This is a genomic window from Stackebrandtia albiflava (genome assembly GCF_007994225.1).
GTDB classification, from domain to species: domain Bacteria; phylum Actinomycetota; class Actinomycetes; order Mycobacteriales; family Micromonosporaceae; genus Stackebrandtia; species Stackebrandtia albiflava.
The window spans coordinates 346794-372092 of the sequence record NZ_VLLL01000005.1 but is presented as its reverse complement, the minus strand read 5'-3'; the positions used below and the strand labels follow the sequence as shown (position 1 = coordinate 372092).

At 71.5% G+C, this 25299-nt stretch carries 25 protein-coding genes; 7 read left to right on the top strand and 18 right to left on the bottom strand.

The annotated features are described in order from the left end of the window. Positions 1-75 precede the first annotated feature (75 nt). Positions 76-1353: an ammonium transporter gene (locus LX16_RS02585; protein WP_147132528.1), complete on the bottom strand. Its 1278-nt coding sequence runs from the start codon at positions 1351-1353 to the stop codon at positions 76-78. 193 nt (positions 1354-1546) lie between these two features. Next, positions 1547-1921, bottom strand: a complete 375-nt coding sequence (locus LX16_RS02580) for a cupin domain-containing protein (RefSeq protein WP_147132525.1) — start codon at positions 1919-1921, stop codon at positions 1547-1549. Positions 1922-2004: 83 nt separating this feature from the next. Between LX16_RS02580 and LX16_RS02575 the strand changes: the two genes are divergently transcribed. Next, a complete protein-coding gene (locus LX16_RS02575; protein WP_147132522.1) occupies positions 2005-2448 on the top strand; it encodes a MarR family winged helix-turn-helix transcriptional regulator in 444 nt (147 codons plus the stop codon). Here the strand turns inward: LX16_RS02575 and LX16_RS02570 are convergent. Beyond that, positions 2431-3012, bottom strand: a complete 582-nt coding sequence (locus LX16_RS02570) for a CGNR zinc finger domain-containing protein (protein ID WP_147132519.1) — start codon at positions 3010-3012, stop codon at positions 2431-2433. The genes LX16_RS02575 and LX16_RS02570 overlap by 18 nt on opposite strands. Positions 3013-3110: 98 nt before the next feature. Here LX16_RS02570 and LX16_RS02565 point away from each other — a divergent pair, with 98 nt between their 5' ends. Continuing rightward, positions 3111-3854: a metallophosphoesterase gene (locus LX16_RS02565; RefSeq protein WP_147132516.1), complete on the top strand. Its 744-nt coding sequence runs from the start codon at positions 3111-3113 to the stop codon at positions 3852-3854. A 54-nt stretch (positions 3855-3908) separates the two neighbouring features. Further along, positions 3909-4517, top strand: a complete 609-nt coding sequence (locus tag LX16_RS02560) for a LysE family translocator (protein ID WP_147132513.1) — start codon at positions 3909-3911, stop codon at positions 4515-4517. A 39-nt stretch (positions 4518-4556) separates the two neighbouring features. On the opposite strand, the gene LX16_RS02555 is transcribed toward LX16_RS02560, so the two are convergent. The 5 genes from LX16_RS02555 to LX16_RS02535 all read right to left on the bottom strand — a co-directional run bounded on the left by LX16_RS02555 (position 4557) and on the right by LX16_RS02535 (position 12724). After that, complete coding sequence (locus LX16_RS02555) at positions 4557-6251, bottom strand: M14 family zinc carboxypeptidase (RefSeq protein WP_158645457.1); 1695 nt, start codon at positions 6249-6251, stop codon at positions 4557-4559. A 226-nt stretch (positions 6252-6477) separates the two neighbouring features. After that, positions 6478-7266, bottom strand: coding sequence for an aminoglycoside phosphotransferase family protein (locus tag LX16_RS02550; protein WP_147132510.1), 789 nt, complete (start codon positions 7264-7266; stop codon positions 6478-6480). A 208-nt stretch (positions 7267-7474) separates the two neighbouring features. After that, positions 7475-8686 (bottom strand): signal recognition particle-docking protein FtsY, encoded by a 1212-nt coding sequence (ftsY, locus tag LX16_RS02545; protein ID WP_147132507.1) that lies wholly within the window; start codon positions 8684-8686, stop codon positions 7475-7477. A gap of 127 nt (positions 8687-8813) precedes the next feature. Next, positions 8814-12377 (bottom strand): chromosome segregation protein SMC, encoded by a 3564-nt coding sequence (smc, locus tag LX16_RS02540; protein ID WP_147132504.1) that lies wholly within the window; start codon positions 12375-12377, stop codon positions 8814-8816. Between the two features lie 152 nt (positions 12378-12529). Next, positions 12530-12724, bottom strand: a complete 195-nt coding sequence (locus tag LX16_RS02535) for a hypothetical protein (protein WP_147132501.1) — start codon at positions 12722-12724, stop codon at positions 12530-12532. 432 nt (positions 12725-13156) lie between these two features. Between LX16_RS02535 and LX16_RS02530 the strand changes: the two genes are divergently transcribed. The 4 genes from LX16_RS02530 (at position 13157) to LX16_RS02515 (ending at position 16494) form a co-directional block, all read left to right on the top strand. Continuing rightward, on the top strand, positions 13157-13774 hold the full coding sequence (locus LX16_RS02530; protein WP_147132499.1) for a CAP domain-containing protein: 618 nt from the start codon (positions 13157-13159) through the stop codon (positions 13772-13774). A gap of 111 nt (positions 13775-13885) precedes the next feature. Next, on the top strand, positions 13886-14503 hold the full coding sequence (locus LX16_RS02525) for a response regulator transcription factor (RefSeq protein WP_147132495.1): 618 nt from the start codon (positions 13886-13888) through the stop codon (positions 14501-14503). Positions 14504-14512: 9 nt separating this feature from the next. Beyond that, the gene (gene mutM / locus LX16_RS02520) at positions 14513-15364 is read left to right on the top strand and encodes a bifunctional DNA-formamidopyrimidine glycosylase/DNA-(apurinic or apyrimidinic site) lyase (protein ID WP_147132491.1); all 852 of its coding nucleotides are present in this window, start codon (positions 14513-14515) and stop codon (positions 15362-15364) included. A 68-nt stretch (positions 15365-15432) separates the two neighbouring features. After that, on the top strand, positions 15433-16494 hold the full coding sequence (locus LX16_RS02515) for a DUF4349 domain-containing protein (RefSeq protein WP_147132488.1): 1062 nt from the start codon (positions 15433-15435) through the stop codon (positions 16492-16494). Positions 16495-16574: 80 nt separating this feature from the next. On the opposite strand, the gene rnc is transcribed toward LX16_RS02515, so the two are convergent. The 10 genes from rnc to LX16_RS26440 all read right to left on the bottom strand — a co-directional run bounded on the left by rnc (position 16575) and on the right by LX16_RS26440 (position 25285). After that, positions 16575-17315 (bottom strand): ribonuclease III, encoded by a 741-nt coding sequence (rnc, locus tag LX16_RS02510; protein ID WP_345740708.1) that lies wholly within the window; start codon positions 17313-17315, stop codon positions 16575-16577. A gap of 17 nt (positions 17316-17332) precedes the next feature. After that, entirely contained in the window at positions 17333-17506 is a 174-nt protein-coding gene (gene rpmF / locus LX16_RS02505) for a 50S ribosomal protein L32 (RefSeq protein ID WP_147132482.1), read from the bottom strand. A 77-nt stretch (positions 17507-17583) separates the two neighbouring features. Beyond that, entirely contained in the window at positions 17584-18138 is a 555-nt protein-coding gene (locus tag LX16_RS02500; RefSeq protein WP_211354242.1) for a YceD family protein, read from the bottom strand. A gap of 93 nt (positions 18139-18231) precedes the next feature. Next, entirely contained in the window at positions 18232-18735 is a 504-nt protein-coding gene (locus LX16_RS02495; protein ID WP_147132479.1) for a hypothetical protein, read from the bottom strand. Between the two features lie 51 nt (positions 18736-18786). After that, positions 18787-19254 (bottom strand): pantetheine-phosphate adenylyltransferase, encoded by a 468-nt coding sequence (coaD, locus tag LX16_RS02490; RefSeq protein ID WP_147136891.1) that lies wholly within the window; start codon positions 19252-19254, stop codon positions 18787-18789. A gap of 50 nt (positions 19255-19304) precedes the next feature. Then, positions 19305-19871, bottom strand: coding sequence for a 16S rRNA (guanine(966)-N(2))-methyltransferase RsmD (rsmD, locus tag LX16_RS02485; RefSeq protein WP_147132476.1), 567 nt, complete (start codon positions 19869-19871; stop codon positions 19305-19307). Beyond that, positions 19868-20221 (bottom strand): DUF952 domain-containing protein, encoded by a 354-nt coding sequence (locus LX16_RS02480; RefSeq protein ID WP_147132473.1) that lies wholly within the window; start codon positions 20219-20221, stop codon positions 19868-19870. The genes rsmD and LX16_RS02480 overlap by 4 nt, the downstream gene beginning before the upstream one ends. Before the next feature lie 4 nt (positions 20222-20225). Further along, positions 20226-22388 (bottom strand): ATP-dependent DNA helicase RecG, encoded by a 2163-nt coding sequence (gene recG, locus LX16_RS02475; protein ID WP_147132470.1) that lies wholly within the window; start codon positions 22386-22388, stop codon positions 20226-20228. After that, positions 22385-23998 carry a DAK2 domain-containing protein gene (locus LX16_RS02470; RefSeq protein ID WP_211354240.1) on the bottom strand — a complete coding sequence of 538 codons (1614 nt, stop codon included), beginning with the start codon at positions 23996-23998 and terminating at the stop codon, positions 22385-22387. The genes recG and LX16_RS02470 overlap by 4 nt, the downstream gene beginning before the upstream one ends. 135 nt (positions 23999-24133) lie before the next feature. Further along, complete coding sequence (locus tag LX16_RS26440; protein WP_158645456.1) at positions 24134-25285, bottom strand: hypothetical protein; 1152 nt, start codon at positions 25283-25285, stop codon at positions 24134-24136. Positions 25286-25299: the final 14 nt, after the last annotated feature.

Below are 25299 nucleotides of genomic sequence, written 5' to 3'. Positions count from 1 at the left end.
CGTTGTGAGCCGACACACACCCCGGACACGCAGACGGGGCGCCCACCGCGTCGTGGGCGCCCCGCCGGGGTCGACTCAGTCGACTAGCGCGGGACCTCGGGCGCGTCCGGCGACGTCCGTCCCGGTTCCGTTGAGCGGCAGGTCGTAGGCGGACTCCGCGTGCTCGCCGGAGTCGATTCCCGCCAGCTCGACCTCGGGCGACACCCGGATCCCGACGGTGTACCGGAGTGCCAGGCCGATCACCAGCGCCACGCCGAACGAGAACCCGCCGACCAACGCCACGGCCGCCGCCTGCACCCCGAGCAGGCCGAGGCCCCCGCCGTAGAACAGTCCGGCGCGTCCGGCGAGGTCCGGAGTGGCGAACAGGCCGATGAGCACCGAACCGAGTGCCCCTGCGACGAGGTGGATTCCGACCACGTCGAGCGAGTCGTCGTATCCGAGGCGGTGTTTCAGGGCGACCGCGAGCGGGCACACCGCTCCGGCGACCAGGCCGAGGGCCACCGCGCCCAGGGGTTCGACGTAGGCGCACGCGGGGGTGACGGCCACCAGGCCGGCGACTGCGCCCGAACAGGCTCCCAGGACGGACGGCCGGTTGCCGCGCAGGCGTTCCACCAGCAGCCAGCCGAGGATGGCGGCCCCGGTGGCGACCTGCGTGTTCAGCACGGCCAACCCGGCGACGCCGTCGGCGGCCAGTTGGGAACCGGCGTTGAACCCGAACCAGCCGAACCACAGCAGGCCGGTGCCGAGCATGACGAGCGGGAGGTTGTGGGGTGTGAAGGTCTGGCCACCGGGCCAGCCGATCCGCCTGCCGATCACCACCGCCAGGGCGAGTGCGGCGGCTCCGGCGTTGACGTGGACGGCGGTCCCGCCCGCGAAGTCGAGCGCTCCCAGCCCTTCGGCACCGATGAAGCCGCCACCCCACACCCAGTGCGCGACGGGGAAGTACACGACGACGGACCAGACGGCCGTGAAGACCAGCCACGCCTGGAATCTCATCCGGTCGGCGACCGCGCCGCTGATCAGGGCCACGGTGATGACGGCGAACATGAGTTGGAAACCGGCGAAGGCGATGTCGGGAAGCCCGGCGTCGCTGACGGTGTGGACGACACCGCGCAGTCCGAACTCGGACAGTCCGCCGACGACCGGGTTCCCCTCGGTGAAGGCGAGACTGTAGCCGACCAGCACCCAGGACACGCTGACGATTCCCAGCGCGGCCAAGCTCTTCATCATCATGTTGACGACGCTCTTGGCCCGGGTCAGTCCACCGTAGAACAGTGCCAGGCCGGGGGTCATGAGCAGGACCATGGCCGCCGACGCCAGGACCCACGCGGTGTTGCCGGAGTCTATGGGCATGCCGCCTCCTTCGTTCTCATACCGTCCGGGGTTCGTACGGTGAGGCGGCGTCGCCCACCGTGGACTCAGCCTGCACCCGGGGTGTTTCGGCCGTGGGCGCGACGGGTTACGTCGGTGTCTATTCCCGTTACGGAACGGTGAACGGAGGTCGGACTCGGGTGGCCGCGCCCGGACCCGGGCGCGGCCACCGGTCTCAGCGGGTCCACTCCGGAGTGACCCGGCTGCCGTCGGGGAAGGTGCCGACGAGTCCGCTGCGGGTGGTGACCCAGGCGGTGGCGGGCGTGTCGCCGGGGTTCGCCAGGTTCACGGGGGTGTCCGCGGGGATGCGGATGACGTCGCCGGGCCGGGCGGTGGAGGCGTCGCCGCCCTCCTCGTAGCGGAGTTCACCGGTGAGGACCAGCAGCACCTCCTCGTGGTTGACCCGGTGGGGGACGCCGGTGGCGCCGGCCGGGAGCGTGATCCGCCACGCGCACAGGTCGTCGCTCCCCAGGCCGGGTGAGACGTAGGAGGTCCAGGTACCGCCGTGTGCGTGGTGTACCCGTGCGGCGTCGGCGGGGATTATCGGCATGGTGTGATCCCTTCAGGAGAATTGGTCAAGCCACTTGACCGTATCAAAAAGTCAAGCAGCTTGACCAATGGGACAATGCCGATATGGAGACCGAGAACCTGGCGCTGGCCGTGGTGGTGCTGGCGGCCGCACGTGGACTGGTGGACGGCATCGACGCGCGCACCCGGGCCGCCGGATTCGACGACCTGCGCCCAGCGCACGGGTTCGTCTTCGCCCGGATCGCCGCCGGAGACGCGGGGATCAGCGAGTTGGCGGCGCACATGGGCGTCACGAAACAGGCCGCCAGCCAGTTGGTCGACGAGCTGAGTCGCAAGGGTTACGTCAGGCGGGAACCCGATCCCAGGGACGGGCGGGCGAAGATCGTGACACTCACCGCCCGGGGCGTCGCCGCGACACGTGCCGCCGACCAGGCCGCCGCCGAGCTGGTCGGTCAATGGCGGCAGACGCTCGGCGCCGAGGCCGTCGGCACTCTGCTGGACTCGCTGGGCCGGGTCGCCCCCGCCGGGAGGCTAAGGCCGATCTGGTGACGGGGACCGGTGACGCCGGTAGTGCCGGGCCGCGCGCGCCCGATTGCTGCACGCCGGTTTGCAGAACGCCTGCCGACCGTGCGACGCCAGGAAGTACCGGACACAACGAGGTGCCGCACACGCCCGGATCCGGTCACGTTCCGGACCGGTGAGCAGCCCCATCGCCGAGGCCGCGAGTCCCGCGGCGAACCTGTCGAGCGCGGAGCCGGCGGTCCAGTCGTCCCGCAGCACCAGCCGGTCGCCGTCGACCTCCAGTCGGTGGATGCGGGCGACCCGCGCGGCGTCGGCGTTGAGCACCTGCCGCGCCCAGGCCGAGTCGACGGGGCTGCCGTCGTCGTCCACCCGGGTGGCGGGGGCACCCGTGGCCTCGGACAGCAGCAGGCGTACCGCGCGGCGGGACCTGCGCACCCGGTGCAGCGCCGTCGCGTCCGCCGTCAGTCCGGGGCACCACCGCGCCAGCCACCGGTCGAGACCGGCGAGGTCCACGAGGTCGTCGGTCACCCCGCCGGCTCCGTCGCCGTGCACGGTGCCGGCGAGCGCCATCGCCAGTAGGTCCTCCGTCATCCCCTCATCCTAACGATTGATCGACCCTCTGCCGTTAGGGCACGTCGACACCTGCTAGGTTCTCACGCGAACGCACTCATTAACCGTTAGGTGAACCGATGCACGTGACCGCGCACATCAGCGACCTGCACATCCACGACCCGCGCAGCCTCCGTCGCGCCGAAGCCGTCGTCGACTATCTGAACAGGGCGGCACCGCGCTCGGACGCGGTACTGGTCACCGGAGACATCGCCGAACACGGACTCGCCGCCGAGTACGCACAGGCCGCCGGCCTCTTCGCCGACATGCCCGCCCCCGTACTCCACTGCCCCGGCAACCACGACGTGCGCGGCCCGTACCGGCGGGGACTACTCGGCCTGGACGAGGGCGACGCGCCCGTCAACCGGGTGCACGAGGCGGGCGGGGTGCGTTTCCTGCTGTGCGACTCCGTCATCCCCGGTGAGGACGACGGTGAACTCGACGAGACCACGCTGGCGTGGCTCGACGCCACGCTCTCGGCGGCGCCCACGACACCCGCGTACGTGTGCTTCCACCATCCGCCGGTCCCGCTCGGAGTCGGCTTCGTCGACGGGATGCGGCTACGGAACGGCGACGCGCTCGTCACCGTCCTCAACCGGCATCCGCAGGTGGCGGCGGTGCTCTGCGGCCACGCCCACACCCCCGCGTTCACCGTGCTGGGCCGACTGCCGGTACTGGTCGCCCCCGGCGTCACCTCCACCGTCCACCTCGACTTCCACGCCGGCGGGCCGATCGACCGGGAGGCTCCCCCCGCCGTGACGTTCCACATCAGGCACGCCGACTCCCGGATCACCAGCCACGTCCGGTTCGTCGAGGTCGGCTGACCGGTCCCGCGCGCACGGACGACACTCCGGCGCAGACCTCCGATGGGAGTCCACATGTCCTGGCACCTGGTGGCGGGCCTGACGCTCGCGCTGGTCCCCATAGTCCTCGCACCCGGCACCAGCGCCGTACTCGTCGCCCAGTACGCCGCCACCGCCGGACGGCGAGAGGTCCTGGCGGTGATGCTCGGGACCGCGACCGGCCTGTTCGTCCACGCCGGGCTCGCCGCCCTGGGGCTGTCCGCGCTGGTGGCGGCGTCGGCGACCGCACTCGCGGTGGTGCGGGTCGTCGGCGCCGTCTACCTCGTGGGCCTGGGACTGTGGCTCGTGGTCACGCGCCCGCCGAGACCGGCCGCCACGACCGCACCCGCCCGCCGCAACGTGTTCCTCCAGGCACTGTTCGGCAATGTCGCCAACCCGAAGGCGGCGATGGTGTACCTGACCCTGCCGGTGCAGTTCCTGGCACCGGGCGAGTCGGCCGCCGCGGCGGCGTTCCTCCTGGCGGGCCTGCACGTCCTGCTGTTGACGCCCTGGTTGACGCTGTGGGCGGTGGCGGTGAGGTCGGCCGGGCGTTCCCGCCGGTTGCGCGGTTTCACCGGTGGGGTGCGTCGTGCCGGTGGGCTCCTGCTGGTCGCGCTGGGGGTGCGTTCGGCGCTGGCGCACTGACCGGCGCGCCCCGGGCCGCGCACGGCCCGGGGCGCGGGGTCACAGCGTCACGGACCAGGAGTTCAGGGTGCCGGTGTCGCCGGAGTACACGTCGGCGACCCGCAACGTCCAGGTGCCGCCGGCGGCTTCGGCCGACAGGTCCACCGGATAGGTGGCCCGGACGTCGTCGGCGCCGTCCCACGCGCTGGAGGACTTCAACGGGTACACCGATCCGTCCGGTGCCACCAGGTCGATGCGGAGGTCACCACGGTAGGTGTGGGTGATGTCCACGGTGACCGCTGCGGCGGAGGTCGCGGAGCGTTCGCAGGCGACCGTGACCGGCGACTCGGTCGTCGCCCGGTCGGCCAACGGGACCGAGGTCGTGGCGGCCCCCACGCAGTCGCCCGGCTGACCGGGATCGCCGTCGGAGTACGGCGAGTCGGCGGCCTGCGCGGCGGTCATGAAGGCGTCCCGGTTGGCGGGCCAGAAGGTGCCGTCCACACACGAGTAGGCGGGGAGGAAGCCCCCGCAGGTGCCCCACGACGAACCGACCTCGAAGGTGTAGCCCGCGACGCCGAACGCGCCGTACACGAAGTCGTCGGTGGATCCCGTCGCGGTGTAGCCGACGGTCTGGGGAGCCGTACCGACGCGATAACCGTTGTACTGCGCCATGTCGGTGCCCAGTGCCCGCAGGGCGGCGGCGTTGGGCGCCATCTGGTTGGCGGTCCAACCCCACGGGTGGATGACGTAGTTGCCGTAGGCGTGCAACGAGATCATCGTGTCCCGGGTGTCCGCGGGGGCGGGGTCGGTGTCGGCCGGGCCGCGCTGGTCGGGGTGGATCTTGGCGAAGAACTGCTCCAGGGCGACGACCTCGGGCTCGGAGGCGCCACGGGGTCCCTGGTAGGTCTCGGCGCACGGACTGCTGGAGGCACCGCCCCACTTGAAGGTGTGGTTGCGGTTGAGGTCGACGCCCCTTCCGGTTCCGGAGCAGGAACCGTGGCTGGTGTTGGCGTTCTTGCGGTGGAGGACCGGCCGGTCGCCTCCGGCGGCGACCAGGTCGACGCCGTCGGGGTTGGCGATCGGTACCACCCACACCTCGGTGGTGTCGAGGAGTTCGGTGATCTCGGTGTCGGTGCCGTATCCGTTCACGAGGTGGTCGATCCACCGGTAGGTCAGCTCGCCGGTGGCGATCTCACGGGCGTGGATCTGCGAGATGATCGAGAAGCGCGGCTTGGCGGAGCTCGGCGACAGTTGGCAGTCGCCCGGCTGGCGGGCGGTGATGCAGATCGCCTTTATGTCGTGGCCGCCCTGACCGACGGTCTTGCGCCAGGAGTCTCCGATGTCGTACACGGTGGCCAGGTCGGGGTGCGCGGCGGCGACGGTGTCGAGGTGCGCCAGGTGCGCGGCGGCGGTGCGGTACCCGCCGTAGAAGGTGTCCTCGGCGGTGGTCACGTCGGCCACCTCCTTGTACACGGTGTCGTGGAACCGGGGTCGCAGTCCGCGGTCGCGCAACCGTTCCGCGACGGCGGCGTCCCCGAGCACGAAGGCGTCGCCGTCGCGGTATTCGGCGACGTCGAAACCGGCGTCGAGTAGTTCGGTGACCTGCACGGGTGAGGTCGTCACCCTCCAGGTGACGGGTTCGGTGGCAAACACGCCGGGGTCGGCGTTCGCCGGCGGGCTGTCGACCATGCCGGGCAGCATCGACAGCATGGCCGTGGCGACGATCAAGGCCAGGGCACGGCATCTCGATCTCATCGGCTCGCTCCTTCGGGGATGAACGGCGGACCCGGCCGGTGGGACGGGTCCCGGGCGGCGGCGGGGGTGACCTCGCCACACGTATTGACATAGTTACATGTCGCAATGCCGTTCAGTCAATGGCGGAACGTTCCGGGATACAGGCGGTGCCGCCCGGGCAGGCGTACAGAATCGGAAGACACGCGCACCACGCGCCCACGGCCGCGCCCGAACCGGACGCGGAACCCTACCGCAGCGCGTGGTCCAGGATGTACCGCTCGTGGTCGAGCATCTTCAGGTCCCGCAACGGCCGCCGCAGGTGTCCCTTGCGGACGATGCGCACGAACGCGGGATCGCCCTGCCCCGCCATGCGCCGAATGCCCTCCACGTGGTCGACGATCCGTTTGCGGATGACCCGGATGAACCTGGCCCGGTCACGCGGCGACAGGCCGTAGGCGTCGGCGAACAGCCTGAGCCTGCGAGGCCGGTCGGGATGCTTCCAGCCGAGCGTGTACGAGTCCCGGTCCGAGAACAACGGGACCCACGTCCAGGCCGCGTAGGCGACGTCGTATATCCGGGCACCCGGTGACGCCAGGTCGAAGTCGATGAGCGCGAGCGTCCCGTCCGGCCGCCAGATGACGTTGTGGGGAGCCGCGTCGTGGTGACACACCACCTCGGTGTCCGGCGGCGGCGGCCCGAAGGAGCGCCACACCGCGCCGGGCGGAGTGCGGAATCCGTACTGCGAGTCGTGGTACATCCGCAGCATCGTGGCCACGGTGTTCAGCGCTTCGTCGGTCGTCCAGTGCGGGGCGAGCGGATACTTGCCGCATTCACCCTCCAGATAGGACAGGACCTCGCGGCCGTGCTCGTCGACGCCCAGCGCCTTGGGCGCGCCCGTGAAACCCGCCGCGTCGAGGTGACGCAGCAGGGCGTGCACCGCCGGAGTCCACGGACCCGTGTTGCGGCGCACCGTGTCGCCCAACCGCACGACCGTGCTGGTGTTCCCGCCGTGCAGCGGGATCTCCTGATCCGTCACCACTTGAACCTGCCAAGGCGTCTAGAAACATGTCGGGTGTGTCCGGCTGGTGAACTGTCTGACGCCGCCTCGATACCCACGGCCGGGCGTGGCCAACCGTCGGCGTGCCCACGCCGTACCACCCTGCCGAGCATCCCACTCAACGCCACGCTCACTTGACGGACACGAGGGGTGCCCGCGTCACGGACCCGGCCTTACCGGCCGCGCCCTAAGCCACCGGCTGCCTGGACTTGGAACCGCCAGACGCCGCATCACCGTCACCGAGCAGCGCGTCGACGAACTGGGTCACGTCGAACGGCGCGAGGTCGTCGGGACCCTCGCCCAGTCCGATGAGCTTAACCGGAACGTTCAACCTGCGCTGAACCGCGATCACGATCCCGCCCTTGGCGGTGCCGTCCAGTTTGGTGAGCACCACCCCGGTCACGTCGCACACCTCGGTGAACACCCGGGCCTGCTCCAGACCGTTCTGACCGGTGGTGGCGTCCAAGACCAGCAGGGTCTCGTCCACCGGCCCGTGCTTCTCGATGACCCGCTTGACCTTGCCGAGCTCGTCCATCAGGCCGGCCTTGTTCTGGAGGCGTCCGGCGGTGTCCACCAGGACGGCGTCGACGCCCGCCTCGATACCCCGCTTCACCGAGTCGAAGGCGACGCTGGCCGGGTCGGCGCCCTCGGGTCCTCGCACCACCTCGGAACCCACCCGCTGCGCCCAGGTCTCCAACTGGTCCGCGGCGGCGGCCCGGAAGGTGTCGGCCGCGCCCAGCAGGACCCGGTTGCCGTCGGCGATGAGCACCCGGGCGATCTTTCCGCAGGTGGTCGTCTTACCGGCACCGTTGACGCCCACGACCAGCACGACGGAGGGGCGGTCGCCGTCGCGCCGCACGTTGAGGGACCGTTCCGCGTCGACCGACAGCGCCTCGGTCAGCTCCTCGCTCAACAGGACCCGCAACTGCTCGGGCGTGCGGGTGCCCAGCACCCTCGTCCGCTCGCGGAGGCGTTCGACGATCCTGCCGGTCGGTTCCAGGCCGACGTCGGCCGAGATCAGGAGCTCCTCGACCTCCTCCCAGGCGTCCTCGTCGAGGTGGTCGCGCGACAGCAGGGTCAACAGGCCCCGCCCGAGCACGTTCTGGGAGCGGGAGAGTTTGGCACGCAACCGCACCAGGCGACCCGCGGTCGGTTCCGGCACCTCGATCGCGGGCGTGGGCTCCGGCTCGGCTTCGGCCTCGACCGGGGCGGGCGCCTCGGCCTCCGGCCGGGTGGGCGCCTCCGCGATCGGGGTCGCCTCCCGGGCCTCCGGCGCCTCCGGCTGCCGGGACGGCGGTACCGCGCGACCCGCGCGGCGGGACCGCACGACCAGCACTCCCGCGACCGCGGCCAGCAGCACCACCGCGGCGATGACCAGCCAGAGCTGCCAGTTCTCCATTCCGAAACCCTCCTGTAGGTGCGTCGAGCCACCCCACTGTACTGGCACCTCCCCGTCGAGCCACCCGCCGGAACACCCGCCGCGGGGCGTTGCGAAGCAGGGGGGCCGCCGGTCGGCGAGGCCGCGATCAGGCGTCGACGGGTTCGAGCTTCTGGCTGATCACCTGGGTCACGCCACCGCGCATCGTGACGCCGTAGAGGGCGTCGGCGATCTCCATCGTGCGTTTCTGGTGCGTGATGACCAACAACTGCGACGTGCCCCGCAACTGCTGGAGCAGGGTCAGCAACCGGCCGAGGTTCACGTCGTCGAGCGCCGCCTCGACCTCGTCCATGAGGTAGAACGGGCTGGGCCGGGCCCGGAAGATCGCGCACAGCAACGCCAGGGCGGTCAACGACCGCTCCCCGCCGGACAGCAGGGACAACCGCTTGACCTTCTTCCCCGGAGGCCGGGCCTCCACCTCGATCCCGGTGGTGAGCATGTTGTCCGGTTCGGTGAGCAGGAGCCGGCCCTCCCCACCGGGGAAGACCACGGAGAACACCTTCTCGAACTCGGCGGCGGTGTCGTGGTACGCCTCGGTGAACACCGCCAGGATCCGGTCGTCCACGTCCTTGACGACGGTGAGCAGGTCCTTGCGCGTGCGGTTGAGGTCTTCGAGCTGCTCGGCCAGGAACTTGTACCGCTCCTCCAACGCGGCGAACTCCTCCAGCGCCAGCGGGTTGACCTTGCCGAGCAGTTTCAGCTCCCGTTCACCGCGTGCGGCGCGCTTCTCCTGCACCGCGCGCTCGAACGGCGCCGGCAGTGGTTCGGGGCGGCCCTCCTCCTCCGACTTCGCGATGTCGGCGGCGGTCGGCGGTACCGGCTGGTCGGGGCCGTACTCCGCGATGAGGGTGTCCACGTCGATGCCGAACTCCTCGGCGGCGCGGCCCTCCAACTGTTCGATCCGCAGCCGTTGTTCGGCGCGGGCGACCTCGTCGCGGTGGACGGCGCTGGTGAGCCGTTCCAGCTCCGCCGCCTGCTCCCTGGCGCGTTGCCGGACGTCGGTGAGCGCCGCCTCCCGCGCGTTCTTGGCCTGTTGGGCGGCGTCGCGTTCCGAGGCGGCGGCGGTCAGCGAACGCGCGATCCGGTCGAGGGCCAGTTCGACGCCTTCGGCGACCTTCGCGGCGATGGCGGCGCCCCGTTGCCGGGCCGCCTTGCGCACCTCCGCCCGCTGCCGCGCCTGGCGTTCGTTGGCGGCCTGCCGGGTGAGCGCCTCGGCGCGCCCCGACAGTGCCGCGACCCGCTCCTCGGCGGTACGGACCGACAGCCGGGTCTCCATCTCGTTCTGGCGCGCCTGCTGCAGGCCGATCGACAACCGGTCGCGTTCGGTGGTGGAGGGTTCGTCGTCCTCGGGGGCGTCCTCGGCCAGCCGCAGCCGCTCCTCCAGTTCGGCCAGGCCGGCGAGGTCTGCGTCGCGCGCCTCCTCGGCCCGCACCTTCGCGGCGGCCAGCCGGGCGACCTCGCCCTCGGCCGACTCCGCCTGCGCCTCCAACTGGGCGAGCCGCCGGGCGACGGCGTTGCGGCGGGCCTCTATGTCCTTGCGCATCGCGGAGACGGACTTCAGCGTGGCGCGCCGGGCCTCCTCCTCCTGGCGTGCGCCGTCGAGCTGCGCCTGCACCGATTCGGCACGGGCCTCGGACTCGGCGCGACGGTCCCTGGCCTCGTCGACGGCGGCCTGCACCTCGATGAAGCTCTGGGCGGCGTTCGAGCCGCCGGCCGCCCACCCGCCGCCGAACACGTCACCGTCACGGGTGACGGCGGTCAGTTCCGGGTGCCGTCCGGCCAGGTCACGGGCCTGCGGAAGGTCGGCGACGATGACGACGCCCGTGAGCGCCCGCGCCACCGTGGCGGCCAGTTCACCCGGGGCGGTCACCAGGTCGGCGGCCCACCGGGCTCCCTCCGGCAGGGCGACGTCGGGCCGCGGACCGGGACCGGTGGTGTCGGCGATCAGCAGGCTCGCCTGGCCGGCGTCGTCGGTCTTGAGCAGTTCCAGCGCCGCCTGCGCGCCGTCGCCGTCCCGGACGACCACGGCGTCGGCGAGGCGTCCCAGGGCGGCCGCCATGGCCGCCTCGTGCCCGATCTGCACCGTCAGCAGCGCCGCCACGCTCCCCAGCAGGCCGGGGACCTCGTCGGCCTTGCCGAGCAGGGCGCCCGCCCCGTCCTTGCGGCGCAGGCCGAGCGACAACGCCTCCTCGCGGGCCTTCCACTGGGTGGCGTCGGCGTGCGCGGCGCGTTCGGCGGCGACCAGCTCCGACACCCGCGCGGTGGCGGCGTCCAGCGACTCCCTGGCGGACTGGACGCGTTCCTCCAGGTCGGCGTCACCCGCCTCGGCGACCTCGGAGTCCTCGCGTGCGGTCGCCAGTTCCGCCTTGGCGGTCTCGGCACGTTCCCTCGCCTGGGTGAGCGAGGTGGCGACACGCGCGATCTCGTCGGCGCCCGCCTGCGCCCGGGTGCGGAGCGCCCCCACCTCGCCGGTGAGTTTGGCGAGCCCCTCGCGCCGCGCGGCGACCGCCTTGACGGCGGCGACCAGTTCCCGTTCGGCGTCCGTCAGCGCCTGCTCGATCTCCTGGCGCTGTTCGACGGCCGCCGACAGCCGCTCCTGGTCGGCGTCCAACGCCTCCCGCAGTTCGGCCTCCTGCTCGCGGACCCGGACGGCCTCCTCCTCCAGCTGCTCGGGGTCACGGCCGCCGCGTTCCTCACCGGTCTCCTCACTGAGGTACCGGACCCGTTCGGCGGCGAGCTGGCCGGTGGAGCGCAGCCGTTCCTGCAATGCCGACAGTCGGTACCAAGTCTCCTGGGCGCGGGCCAGTGCGGGCGCGTCGGCGGCCAGTTCGGACTCCAGCGCGGTGAGCTGCGCGGTGGTCTCGGCGTGCGTCTCCTCGATGCGGGCGCGACGGGCGCGCGCGGAGTTCTCGTCGGCGAGTTCCCGGGCGAGGGTACCGCGGAGCTGGAAGAGGTCGTCGGCGAGCAGCCGGAGCCTGGCGTCGCGCAGGTCCGCCTGGATTCCGGCGGCGCGGCGGGCCAGTTCGGCCTGCCGGCCGAGCGGTTTGAGCTGGCGGCGCAGTTCGGCCGTGAGGTCGGTGACCCGGTGGAGGTTCGCCTCCATCGCCTCCAGTTTGCGGAGGGCCTTCTCCTTGCGTTTGCGGTGTTTGAGGACCCCGGCGGCCTCCTCGATGAAGGCGCGGCGGTCCTCGGGGCGGGCGTGCAGGTAGGAGTCGAGTTTGCCCTGGCCCACCAGGACGTGCATCTCGCGGCCGATCCCGGAGTCGGAGAGGAGTTCCTGGACGTCCAGCAGCCGGCACCGGTCGCCGTTGATCTCGTACTCGCCCTCGCCGGAGCGGAACATCCGGCGGGTGATCGAGACCTCGGAGTACTCGATGGGCAGGGCGCCGTCGGAGTTGTCGATGGTGAGCGTGACCTCCGCGCGGCCCAGCGGTGCCCGGCCGGTGGTGCCGGCGAAGATGACGTCCTCCATCTTGCCGCCGCGCAGTGCCTTGGCGCCCTGTTCGCCGAGGACCCAGGCGATGGCGTCGACGACGTTGGACTTGCCGGAGCCGTTGGGACCGACCACGCACGTGATACCCGGTTCGAAGCGGAGCGTGGTGGCGGACGCGAAGGACTTGAAACCCTTCAACGTCAGGCTCTTCAAGTACACGCGGGCTCCCCGTGGACGATCAGGACGTTCTCGAACACCACGCAGCGTACCCGTTGGCCACCGCAGCCCCACACGGTTACAGGCGTGACCGGCCCAGACACGACGATGCGCGCCGACGAAGGGGCCGGCGCGCGGTATGTGCGTGAGAGGTGCTAGGTCAGCGCCGGCTCGGACAGCCGGGCCATCTCCTCCGCCGAGGCGACCTCAGCGGCGAGCCGATCGTTGTCGGCACGCAGCCTGGTCACCTCGAACTCGAGGCTCTGTACCTTGGCACGCAGTCGGGTGACTTCGTCGAGCATCCGGCGGTCCGGTGAGTGCCCGACGTAGCCGTAAAGGGCCTTCGCCATGGTTTCTCCTTGCGAGCGCGTAGCTGAGGCGACGCTGGAGACGTGCCCCGCAGCTTCGCATGTCACATGCTGTCATTTGTATTGTGTCGCCTCGATGAGCCAGTTGCCCCGGGCGATATGAGAGGCAGATGTCGTCGTGCCGACTCTGCGACACATTCATCCTGCGCCTCACAACTGCTGCCGTCAAGCTTTCCAGACGAGCAGTTGACTCCGGGCGGCGACCCCCGTCTCCTCATCGCGGCTTCATCGGCCACTTTACCCTGTGCGACCGGTTTTCCGTCGCAGGTTGAGTGATGAAGAGAACATCGGTATGCTCCCGAGGACATGCATGGTCCTCGATCGAGAGAAGCGGACCGACCCGGGCCGAGCCGGGTCGGCTCCCATCGCGCGCGGACTCCGCGGTGGCGGTGGGCGGTACTGGTGGCGCTCCCGGTGACGGTGCTGACGGGCGCGGGCCTGGCGGTGGCGGAGCTTCCCGGCCGGGCTCCGGCGACCGAGACGGTGTCGGAGTCGTCCGAGGCGCCGAGCCCTCCCACCGAGTCGACTTCGGAGGCCGCGCCGGGCGTGGTGACGCAGCCCGCCGAGTCGGAGTCCCCGGAACCGGAACCGTCCGAGTCGTCCGATCCGGTCGACGGGACGTCGACGCCGCCGGAGGAGGACGGTTCGCTCGCCTCACTGGCGGACGAGGCGGTGCGGTTGACGAGCCTGGAACGCGAGGCCGCCGGATGCGGCGCCGTGACGGAGAATCCACAGTTGACGGACGCGGCCGTCGGGCACTCCCGGGACATGGCCGAGAACGGCTACTTCGACCACACGTCGCAGGACGGGCGCACCTTCACCGACCGGGCCTCGCAGGAGGGCTACGACCACGCCATGAGCGAGAACATCGCCAAGGGCTACGCCACGGCCGCCGACGTCATCCGGGGCTGGATGGACTCGCCGGGGCACCGGGCGAACCTGCTCGACTGCGACGCCGAGGCGGTCGGCATGGGAGTCGCCCGCGACGACGACGGCAGTCTGGTGTGGACACAGGTGTTCGGCCGCGAGTGACCACCGCCCGACCGGCGCCCCCTGTCGGACATCCGACTGGAAGGTGGCGCCTGAGCTGGCACATCGCGAGAATGGCACCGTCCACAACACAGTGATGCCGGGGGTGGTGGCATGCGTGTCGTCCTGTGCGATCCCGCCGAGGTGTTCGCGGCGCGCCTCGCCGCGGTGCTGCGCGACCGGGGCGACGACGTCACGGTCACCGTCGAACCGCCGGCCCGGCCACGGCGGGACACCCTGTACGTGATGGACGTGGTGGACGCCGCGTGCCTCGCCGCCGCACGTCCGGTCCCCCTCCCGCCGCTCCTGTTGCTGACCGACCGCACCGACGGACGGGTGCTGCGGGAGGCGGTGGCCCTGGGCGCGATCGGCGTGGCACGGTGGAACGCCGGAATGGACCTGCTGGTCCGCGCGGTGGACCGCATCCGCGCCGGGCAGCAGTACGTGGATCCCCTGCTACTGCGCGCGTCGTTGACACCCGACACGGCGGAGGACGCGCAGGCGGTGGTGAACCGGTTGACCGGGAGGGAGCGCGACATCCTGGCGGGCATCGTCGCGGGGATGTCGACCAGGGCGATGGCGGCGCGGCTGGGCATCACACCGGCCACGGTGCGGTCCCACGTGCAGAAGGTGTTGGCGAAGCTGGAGGTCCACTCCCGGATGGCGGCGGCGGCGTTCGTGCTGTCGCGGGGGCTGGACGTCCCCGCCGGTGACGGGGAGCCGATTGAGTAACGTCATGACATGCCAGAACTGCCCGAGGTGGAGACCGTGCGACGGGGAGTCGCCGAATGGGTGACCGGCCGCGAGATCGCCACCGTGGAGGTGCGCCACCCGCGGGCGGTGCGTCGGCACCTGGCCGGCCCGGTGGACTTCGCCGAGCGCCTGACGGGTGCGATCGTGACCGGTGCCCGGCGGCGCGGCAAGTTCATGTGGCTTCCGCTGGACACCGGCGACGCCCTGTTGTGCCATCTGGGGATGTCGGGGCAGCTGTTGATCCAACCGCCCGCCGCGCCGGACGGGCCACACCTGCGGGTGAGGCTCGGTTTCACCGAGGGCGACACCGAGCTGCGGTTCGTCGACCAGCGCACCTTCGGTGAGATGCTGGTCAGCGTCGACGGTGCCGAGTTGCCGGGGCAGATCGCCCACATCGCCCGCGACGTCTACGATCCGCTGTTCGACGCCGCCGCGTTCAGTGCGGCACTGCGGACCAGGCGCAGCGAGGTGAAACGGGCACTGCTGGACCAGTCGTTGATCTCCGGGGTCGGGAACATCTACGCCGACGAGACGCTGTGGCGCACGATGGTCCACGGTGGCCGGCCCACCGAGTCGCTGACCGCGGATCAGGTGACGGCGATGCTCGGGCATCTGCGCGACGTGTTCGACGCGGCGTTGGCGCAGGGCGGCACGTCCTTCGACTCGCTGTACGTCAAGGTCAACGGCGAATCGGGATACTTCGATCGTTCGCTGGAGGTGTACGGGCGGGAGGGACTGCCGTGCCGCCGGTGCGGAACGGCCGTGGTGCGTGAGAAGTTCACCAACCGCTCGTCGTTCTACTGCCCCCGTTGCCAGCCACCCGCCCACATGACGCCCTGACGCACTGACGCACTGACGCACTGAGATATCGATAACGATTCATACCGTTATGGTGCGGACACATCATCGTGACGGCACCGCGCACCGGCCCGGCCACCATGGACGGACAACCCGAGTGGAAGGGCCTACTCATGCGACTCCTCCGGAGATCCCTCGTACCCGTCGTGTTGGCCGCCGTCCTGTTGGCGGGCTGCGGTTCCGCGGGAGACGAAGGCGGTGACGGCGCCGCCGCACCCGCCGACGTGTCCGGCGCAGAGGCCGACGCCGAACCGTCGGACACCCCCGTGGACGTGTCGGCCGACCGCCAGATCGTCTACACCGCCGGATTGTCGGTGGAGTCCGACGATCCCGCAGGGCTGGCGGACGACGCCACGGACCTCGTGACCGACGCGGGCGGCTTCGTCGCCGCGGACGAACGGGGCCTGGACCCCCACCACGTGTGGGCGTCCCTCGTCCTCAAGGTCCCGGCCGACCGGTTCGAGACCGTGCTGACCTCGTTGGCGGAACTGGGAACCGAACTGTCCCGCAACGTCGCCACCGTCGACACGACCGGTACCGTCGTGGACCTCGAAAGCCAGATCGCCACCAAACGGGCCAGTGTGGAGCGTGTCAGGGAACTGCTCGACGGCGCGCAGGACCTCGACCAGATCGTGTTGCTGGAGGACGAGCTGACCACCCGCGAGACCGAACTGGCGAGCCTGCTGGCGCGGCAGCGGGACCTGGCCGAACAGGTCGGGTACGCCACGATCACCTTGACCGTGTCGCCGCCGGACACCAGGACCCCGGTCGAGTCCGGCCCCGACGGGTTCTGGGAGGGCCTGGCGGTCGGATGGAGCGGCTTCCTCGGGTTCCTGACCGGATTGGTCACCGTGCTGGGGGTGCTGACCCCGTTCCTGGTGGCGTTCGGCGTACCGACGGGACTGCTGTGGTGGTGGCTGCTGCGCCGGGCGCGCCGCCGCCGCGCGGCTTCCGCCACGCCCACCGCCGTAGCACCGGTGGGTCCCGGCGGGGTCGCTCCGTCCGCACCCCGTCCGGAGCCGGTGGCCGCCGCCCCGGCGCCCGCCACTCCGCCGGCGTCCGGCTCCGACGGTCCGCCGTCACCACCGGCACCCCCCACGCCGCCGCGTTGACGGTCCTCCCCCGGGTCCGGACGGCCGAACGGCCCGGGATCGGTGAACGATCCCGGGCCGTGAAAGACGTGACGGCGGGGTCAACGCGGCGGATCCGCGGCCCCCAGCCGGTTACTGATGGTGCGCCAGGCGGCCTCGGCCGCGATCTGCTCGGCCTCCTTCTTGCTGCCGCCGGTCCCCTCACCGAACTCCTCGCCGCCCACCACCGCCCACGCGGTGAACCGCTTGGCGTGGTCGGGACCGGTCTCGGAGATGCGGTAGTCGGGGACGCCCAGCCCCGCTCCCGAGGTCAACTCCTGGAGACTGGTCTTCCAGTCCAGGGCGGCGCCGCGACGCGCGGCCACCTCCAGCAGCGGGTCGAACAACTGGTGCACGACCCGGGAGGCGACGTCGATGCCGTGTTGGAGGTAGATGGCGCCCAGCAGCGCCTCCACCGAGTCGGCGAGGATGCTGTTCTTGTCCCTGCCTCCGGAGGACTCCTCGCCCTTGCCCAGCAGCAGGTGCGGTCCGACACCGCCCGGTCCCAGTGCCCGTGCCACCCCCGCGAGCGCCCGCATGTTGACCACGCTGGCGCGCAGCCTGGCGAGTTGCCCCTCCGGCAGGTCCGGGTACTTGCGGTACAGCGTCGAGGTGACGACCAGCCCGAGCACCGAGTCCCCCAGGAACTCCAGGCGCTCGTTCGTCGGAAGGCCACCGCGTTCGTACGCGTACGAACGGTGCGTCAACGCCAACCTCAGCAGGTCGGCGTCGAGCACCACGTCGAGCGCCGCGCCGAAGTGGGCGACGCTCACATCACCGTGTGAACCGGTTTCGTCACGCACCACGAGCCGGACCGGGATCAGACGTCGAGGATCTGACGGCCCTTGTAGGTGCCGCATACGCCGCAGGCGGCGTGGGGCAGCTTCGGCGACCGGCACTGCGGGCACGCCGAGGTGGTCACCGGCGCGGCCTTCCAGTTGGCACGGCGGCTACGGGTGTTGCTCCGCGACATGCGGCGCTTCGGGACGGCCACGTTCTCACTCCGAATGCTAGAGGGCCATCCTGCCGGTCACCGGTGTCCACCGGCGCCGGCCCGAGGGCCTGGACTTCCTACAGCAGTTTCTTCAGTTGCGCCCAACGCGGGTCCACGATCTCGTGACCGTGGTCGTCGGGCAGTTCGTCCCAGGGTGTGCCGCAGTCGGGGCACAGTCCGGGACAGTCGGGGCGGCACAGCGGTGTGTTCGGCATCGCGAACACCAGTGCGTCCCGCACCAACGGCTCCAGGTCGATCAGGTCGTCTCGGAGCCGCATGACCTCGTCCTCGTCGGTCGTCTCCGCGGTGGTACTGCCCTCGAAGGCGTACAGTTCCGTCACGTCGACTTCCAGCGTGTCCTCGATCGCCGTCAGGCACCGGCCGCATTCACCGCGGACCGGGGCGCTCACCGTACCGGTCACGAGGATGCCCTCGGAGACCGAGGTCAGGCGCAGCCGCAGTGACAGCACCTCACCCGCCGGGATGGCGATCATGTCCAGGCCGAGGTTCTCGGTGAGCGGGACGTCGGCCGACCACTCCTTGGTCGTGCCCGGGGCACGCGACATGGTCCGCGCGTCGGCGACCAGCGGTGCCTTCGGGTCCAGTGGAGGAGGTGTCTTCTGCATCGTCATCACTTCGAATCTCAGCCCGTACAGGCCGACGATAGAGGTTACCTGAGGCGGGCACCCCTCGTCGTCCAGGGTCAAGTCTGGCCCGGGACCCGGTCAGATGCTCGGCAGCGGCCTGTCGTCTTCCTCACTCGTGGGCGCGAACGAGCCGATCTCACGCAGCGCGTGCATCTTGTCGCGGCCTCGTTCCACGCCCGCCAGTGCGCGCTGTAGGAACTGCTCGAAGTTCGCCAGCGTGGTGTCGACGTACTCGTCGACCTCGTCGCGCAGCCGCTGAGCCTCCGCCCTGGCCTCCTGGACGATCCGGTTGCCCTCGTGCTCGGCGGACACGGTTACCTCGTGGCCGGAGACGAGCCGGGCGTGCTCGGTCTCGGCCTCGGCAATGATGCGCTCGGCCTCACGCTGACCGGCGTCGATTATCTTGTCCCGTTCGGCGAGCATGGCGTCGGCGCGACGCAGTTCACCGGGGAGTTCCGCGCGGAGCTCCTCCAGCATCGCGATCATCTCGCCGCGGTCGATCCGGCACCCCCGGGACATCGGGACGGCCTTCGCGGCCTCGACGTACGCCACGATGTCCTCGATACGATCCAATGGCCCCACCCGATACTCCATTCCATTCGCGTGGGTCTGATCCCACCCCGTCATTCTGCGCTATTCCCCACCCATTCTGGCGACCAACCTGGCCGCGACCGGCGCGGGGACGTGCCCGTCGATGTCGCCGCCCCACTTGGCGACGTCCTTCACGAGACTCGACGACAGGAACGAGTAAAGCGGATTGGTGGGCATGAACAACGTCTCCACGCCCTCGAGTCCGTAGTTCATCTGCGCCATCTGGAGTTCGTAGTCGAAGTCGGAGACCGCGCGCACGCCCTTGACGATGATGCCGACGCCGTGTGTGCGGCAGAAGTCCACCGTCAACCCCTGGAACGAGGTCACCGACACGTTCGGGAGGTGACCGGTGACCTCCGCCAGCATCTCCATCCGTTCGTCCAGACTGAACAGTCCGGCCTTGGAGGGGTTGACGAACACCGCGACGAACAGCTCGTCGTACAGCTTCGCGGCGCGGTTGATGATGTCGAGGTGGCCGTTCGTCACCGGGTCGAACGAGCCCGGGCACAGGGCACGTCGAGCGGACGGGGGGCCGGCGGGGTCCGCCACGGGGCGCTGTGTCAGGTCCACAAGGCGCGACCGTACCAAAGCGTCGATTCACCGTAACGGCGGCTGCGCGTTCCGGTGACGTCCGGCGGCCAGGCCGGTTCCCCGGAACGGCTCGACCTCTCCACGATCACGTCGGCGTCCTCGGCGAGCCAGCCGTTGGCGGCCAGGGCCGCCAGCACCTCCGCCAATCCGGTGTCCGGCAACGCGTACGGCGGATCGGCGAACACCAGGTCGAAGGGCCGGGGTGCGGGCCGGCGCACCGCCTGGGGCAGTTCGGCGACCAGCACCTCCGCCCGGTCGCCGGCGGACAGGGTCGCGATGTTGCGCCGGATGACCCGCGCGGTGCCCGGGTGCGCCTCGACCATCAGGACGTGGGCGGCACCACGGGAGACCGCCTCCAACCCGACCGCGCCGGAACCGGCGTACAGGTCGAGTACGGCGGCGTCCTCGATGCCGCCGGTGGCCTGTAGCGCGCCGAACAACGCCTCCCGCACCCGGTCGGAGGTGGGGCGGGTGCGGTCGCCGGCCGGGGTGGCCAGCCGGCGACCGCGGTGCTCACCCGCGATGATCCGGGTCACCGCGCGACTTCCGGCGGCAGTGTGAACCGGCCGTCGGGGCCGGGAGGGAACGGGTGGACCGCCACCACCGCGGAGGTCTCCAGCGGCCCGTACAGGTGGGGGAACCGCATCGAGTCCGGATCGGCGGGGTCGGCGGGCTCGTAGCGGACCTCCGCGCCCACCGCGTTCTCATCGACCTCCAGCAGCACCAGGTCGGTGCGGCCGCGCATCATGTAGTCCGCGGGCAGGTGCACCTGGTACGGATCGGAGAAGTGGATGAACCCCTCCTTCGCCAGCGACTCGTGGCGATACCACCCGGTCGGGGCGGCGGCGTTCCAGTCGGCCTCGGTACAGAAATGCAGGATCGTCATGCCGTCAGCTCTTCTCCAGGTACTCGGCGCGCTCGTCGTCGACCAGCGCGGCGACGGCGGCGGCCAGCAACGGATGACCGGTCAGGTCCGGGTCCCCGTCGATGACCGTGGCCGCCGCCTCCCGAGCCTGCCCGATGAGTTCGGCGTCACGCAACAGGGATAGCAGCCGCACGTGGGAACGTGCGCCGGACTGCGCCTCACCCAGGACGTCGCCCTCGCGGCGCTGCTCCAGGTCGAGTTCGGCGAGCCGGAAACCGTCGGTGGTGGAGGCGACGGCGGCGAGGCGTTCACCGGAGGGGCTGTCGGCGGCCGCCTCACTGACCAGCAGGCACAGCCCGGGGTGCCCGCCACGACCCACCCGGCCGCGCAATTGGTGCAACTGCGACACCCCGAACCGGTCGGCGTCGAGGATCACCATCATCGTCGCGTTGGGGACGTCGACACCGACCTCGACCACGGTCGTGGCGACCAGGACGTCGATCTCTCCGGCGGCGTAACGGGACATCACCCGGTCCTTGACGTCGGGCGCCAACCTGCCGTGCAGCATCTCCACCCGCAGGCCCGCCAGCGGCCCGGCGGCCAGTTCGGGGGCGACGTCCTCGACCGCCAGCGGCGGTCGGCGGTCGGCGTCACCGTCGGCGCCCTCGTCGTCGCCGATCCTCGGGCACACCACGTACGCCTGGCGTCCGGCGCGCACCTCCTCGGTCATCCGCTGCCAGGCGCGGGCGATCCACCGTCCGTCGCCGCCGGGGACGACGTGGGTCGTGATGGGGGTGCGGCCGGCGGGGAGTTCGGTGAGGCGGCTGGTCTCCAGGTCCCCGTACACCGTCATGGCGACCGTCCGGGGGATCGGAGTGGCGGTCATGACCAGGACGTGCGGGGGTGTGCCGGCCTTGGCCCGCAACGCGTCCCGCTGCTCGACGCCGAATCGGTGCTGTTCGTCGACGACCACCAGGCCGAGGTCGTGGAAGTCGACGCCCTCGTAGAGCAGCGCGTGTGTGCCGATGACGATTCCGGCCGTGCCGTCCGCGATCGCGGCCGCCGCCTCGCGACGGGCCGCCGCGCCCAGGGAGCCGGTGAGGAGTGTCAACCGGGTGGCGGTGTCGGGTGCGCTGAGTTCGCCACCCCGGGCCAGGTCACCGAGCTGGCGCGTGATCGTCTTGTGGTGCTGGGCGGCCAGGACCTCGGTCGGTGCCAGCATCGCGGCCTGGCCGCCGGAGTCGACGACCTGGAGCATCGCGCGCAGCGACACCATGGTCTTGCCACTGCCGACGTCGCCCTGGAGCAGGCGGTGCATGGGGTGGGCACGCGCCAGGTCGGCCGCGAGTTCGTCGCCGACCCGGCGCTGTCCCTCGGTCAGCGTGAACGGCAGGGCGGCGTCGAAGGCCGCGAGCAGGCCGTCGGGGCGGCCGGGCCGTGGGACCGCCGGGCTGGCGGCGGCCCGCTGCTTCCGTTGCACGAGTGTGGTCTGGAGCAGGAACGCCTCCTGCCACTTGAGGCGCTTCTTGGCGGCGTACAGCACCTCGGTGGACTCCGGGCGGTGGATGGCGTGCAGTGCGCGACCGTAGCCCATCAGCGACCGCGCGTCCCGCAGTGCCTCCGGCAGCGGGTCCGGCGGCTCGGCGAGCACGTCGAGTGCGGTCCGTACGCACTTGGCGATGGTCCAGGTGGGGACCTTACCGGTGGCCCGGTACACCGGGATGAGCGCGCCGGCGAACTCCTCGACGAGTTCGCCCGCGTCCTCGTCGTCGGAGTCGCCCAGCATCCGGAAGTCCGGGCTGTTCAGTTGTCGTCGTCCCCGGAACTCGGTGACCTTCCCGGCGAAGAGCCCCCATCTGCCCGCCTTGAGGTGGCGGGCCTGCCAGGGCTGGTTGAAGAACGTCAACGTGAGGGTGTTGCCGTCGTCGTCGGAGACGACGGCCTCCAGCATGCTTCCGCGCCGGTGGCGCATCGGCTTGGTGGTGACGGCGCGGACCTTGGCGACGACGGTCGCCTGCTCACCGATCTGGAGTGCGTTGAGGTCGGCGCGGTCGCCGCGCTGCGCGTACCGGAAGGGGTAGTGGTGCAGCAGGTCCCCCACCGTCGTCATGCCGAGGTGTTCGTGGAGCGCGGTCGCGGTCCGGGCACCGACGACGTCGCGCAGCTTTCCGTCCAGTGTGGCTCTCATTCGGCTCCGATCCACAGTAGATCACGGCAGTGCCCTCCGTCGAACCACTGGGACTCCACCAGTGGCCAGTTCCCGGCGAGGTGCCGGGTCAGGGCCGACTCCGCGTCCGGCGGCAGGTCGGCGCCGCGCACCAACGTCAACAGCTCGGCACCCGCCGCGCACAGCCGGTCGGCCAGGCCGGTGAGTACCGCCACGGGGTCGCGCCCCACCAGCACCACCTCGTCGTCGGCGAGGACGAGGAGGTCACCGGGTTCACAACGTCCCACGGTGGTCAGGGCCGCCGACTCCGCGACCGTCACGGTCACCGCCCGGCAGGAGGCGGCGGCCTCGGCCATGGCGATCACGTCGTCGTCGAAGCGCCGGCCGGCGTCCCGCACCGCCAGGGCGGCCAACGCCTGAACCGCCGACCTGATCGGGACGACCGCCACCCGGAAGCCGTCCGACCTGGCGGCCGCGGCCGCGGTCTCGGCGGCCCGCAACCGGTCCGCGCCGGCCAGCACCACGACGTCGGCGGCGCCGGTGGCCCGCAACGCCGCCCCGATGTCGTCGTCGGCGCCGATCACCGGCCGCGCCCCCTCCCGCAACAGCGTCGGAACCAGCCCGGGGCCGTCGGTGACCACGACGCAGCCGCGACCGGCGGGCGCCGCCGGCGGAGGTGGCGGGGACTCGTCCGCGAACCGGGTGACCGACAGGCGGTGAAGGGTTCCCAACCGGATTCCCGCCTCCACCGCCGCCCCGACGTCGTTGACGTGGACGTGGACGTTCCAGGTGCGGGTCGCCCCGGGCTCCACCGCCGCCGCGCCCACCACGACCAGCGAGTCGCCGAGTTCGACCAGTACGGCGCGCAGCCGTTCGATCGAGTCGGGGTCGGTGTCCAGCAGGTACTGCACCTCGAACCCGAACCGGGAGGAACCGGATTCCCGCGGCACCACGACACCCCCGGCCCGACCGGCACGGCGGCCCTGTGTCAACAGGCCCTCGGCGTCGTCGCGACGGTCACCGGTCACCGTCTCGGCGAGGGTGTCGAGCATGAGCGCCAAGCCGAGCCCACCGGCGTCGACGACCCCAGCACGGGTCAGCGCGGGCAGTTGCTCCACGGTCGCGGCCACCGCGGCGACGGCCGCGTCGGCGACCGCCGTCGCGGCCCTGGGCAGTGCCGCATCCCGGTGGTGGTGGGCGGTGGCCGCCGCAGCGTGCGCCACGGTCAGGATGGTCCCCTCCGCGGGGGCGGCCACCGCCTCGGCGGCGGCGGTCGCGGCGTGACGGAGTCCGCTCGCCAGGGCGGCGGCGTCGAGTGGTCCGGTCCGCCAACTGTCGGCCAGGCCGCGCAGCAGTTGCGCCAGGATGACCCCGGAGTTGCCGCGCGCGCCCAGGAGCGCGCCCTGCGCGGCGTGGATGGCCACGGTCGCCGGGTCGGTACCGGCGTCGAGCCGTTCGCAGGCGGCGGTCATGGTGGCGGCGAGGTTGGTGCCGGTGTCGCCGTCGGGCACCGGGAAGACGTTCAACCGGTCGATGTCACGGCGGTGTCTTTCGAACGCGGCGAGGGTCGCGCGGTACCACCGTCGGATCGCCTCGGCGTCCAACCGGGCCAGACCGTCGCCGTCGCTCACCGCAGCCACCTCCCGCACGGTTGGTCAGCTTAGCCACTGGGACCGACGTGACACGGAACCGGTTGCCGTCCGGTCGTTCCGGCACGGCGAAGGCCCGGCCCCCGTGACGGGACCGGGCCTTCTAAGCGATCCGGGTCAGCCGAACTGCAGGGTCAGCAGGGCGGCGTCCACCGCCGGTCCCTGTTCCTCGGCCACGGAACCGGGGACCTGCGCGAAGAACGCCGCGGCGTCGCCGCCACCGAGGTCCACGATGCCGACGGTGACGGTGGCGCCGGTCTCCTGGGTGGAGTCGGCGGCCCAGGTGACCTGGTAGGTCATCATGATGGCGCGGCGGCCGTCGATGCGCAGGTACTGGAACGTCGCGTCACCGGCGCGGGCCAGTTCCGCGAGGTCGGCGTCGGGGTCGGCCGGGTCCTTCCAGTATCCGGCGTCCACGGTCTCGCCCAACGCGACGACGGTGTTGCGCATCGCGTCGGCGCCGGTGTACTCGACCGCGCCGGTGTCCAGCGCGCCGACCGCGACCACGCCCGTCCAGCCCCGGTTGTCACCGTTCGGTTCCTCGGTGACGCAGTACTGGCCGGTGACCTCGGCGAGACCGGGGACACCCGCGAAGTCGGCGTTGTCGGCCAACGGCGCCCACGGTGTGGGCAGCGAGAGGTATCCCAGACCGGTCTCGGAGTCGGTGAGGAGTTCGCCGCCGCCCTCGGGCACGGGTTCCTCGGACGCCTGCGTCGAGGGGGTCGGGTCGCCTTCGTCGGCACTGGTACCGGTGCCCGGCATACCGAAGAAGAACACCGCGCCGACGGCGAGCGCGGCGACCACCACGATCGCCCCGACCACGTAGATCCAGCCGGGCACGCCCTTGCTCCGCTTGGGAGTGAACTGCGGGACCACCCCGCCGGCCCACGGCTGCGCGGAGGTGGGCGAGGCGCTGACCGGGGTGGGCAGGTGCGTGGGGGTCGGTGCCGCCGCGAACGGGGACTCGGGAACGCCGGGCGGTGCGTACTGCGGCTGCCCGGAGGCCGGAGCCTGGTAGGGCTGCCCGGAGGCCGGCGCGTGGTACGGCTGTCCGGAGGCCGGAGCGTGGTACGGCTGTCCGGAAGCCGGCTGCACCGAGACCGGCGCCTGGTACGGCTGGCCCGGCGCGGGGCCGACCTGGTAGGGCTGCGCGGAGGCCGGGTTCGTGGGGTCGTGGGCGGGCGCGAACGGCTGGACCGGCTCCTGGTCGTATTGTGGCGCGGTCTCGTCCTGGGGGGCCTGCTGTTGAGGGACGGGACGGCCGATCACCTGTGTCTGGTCGG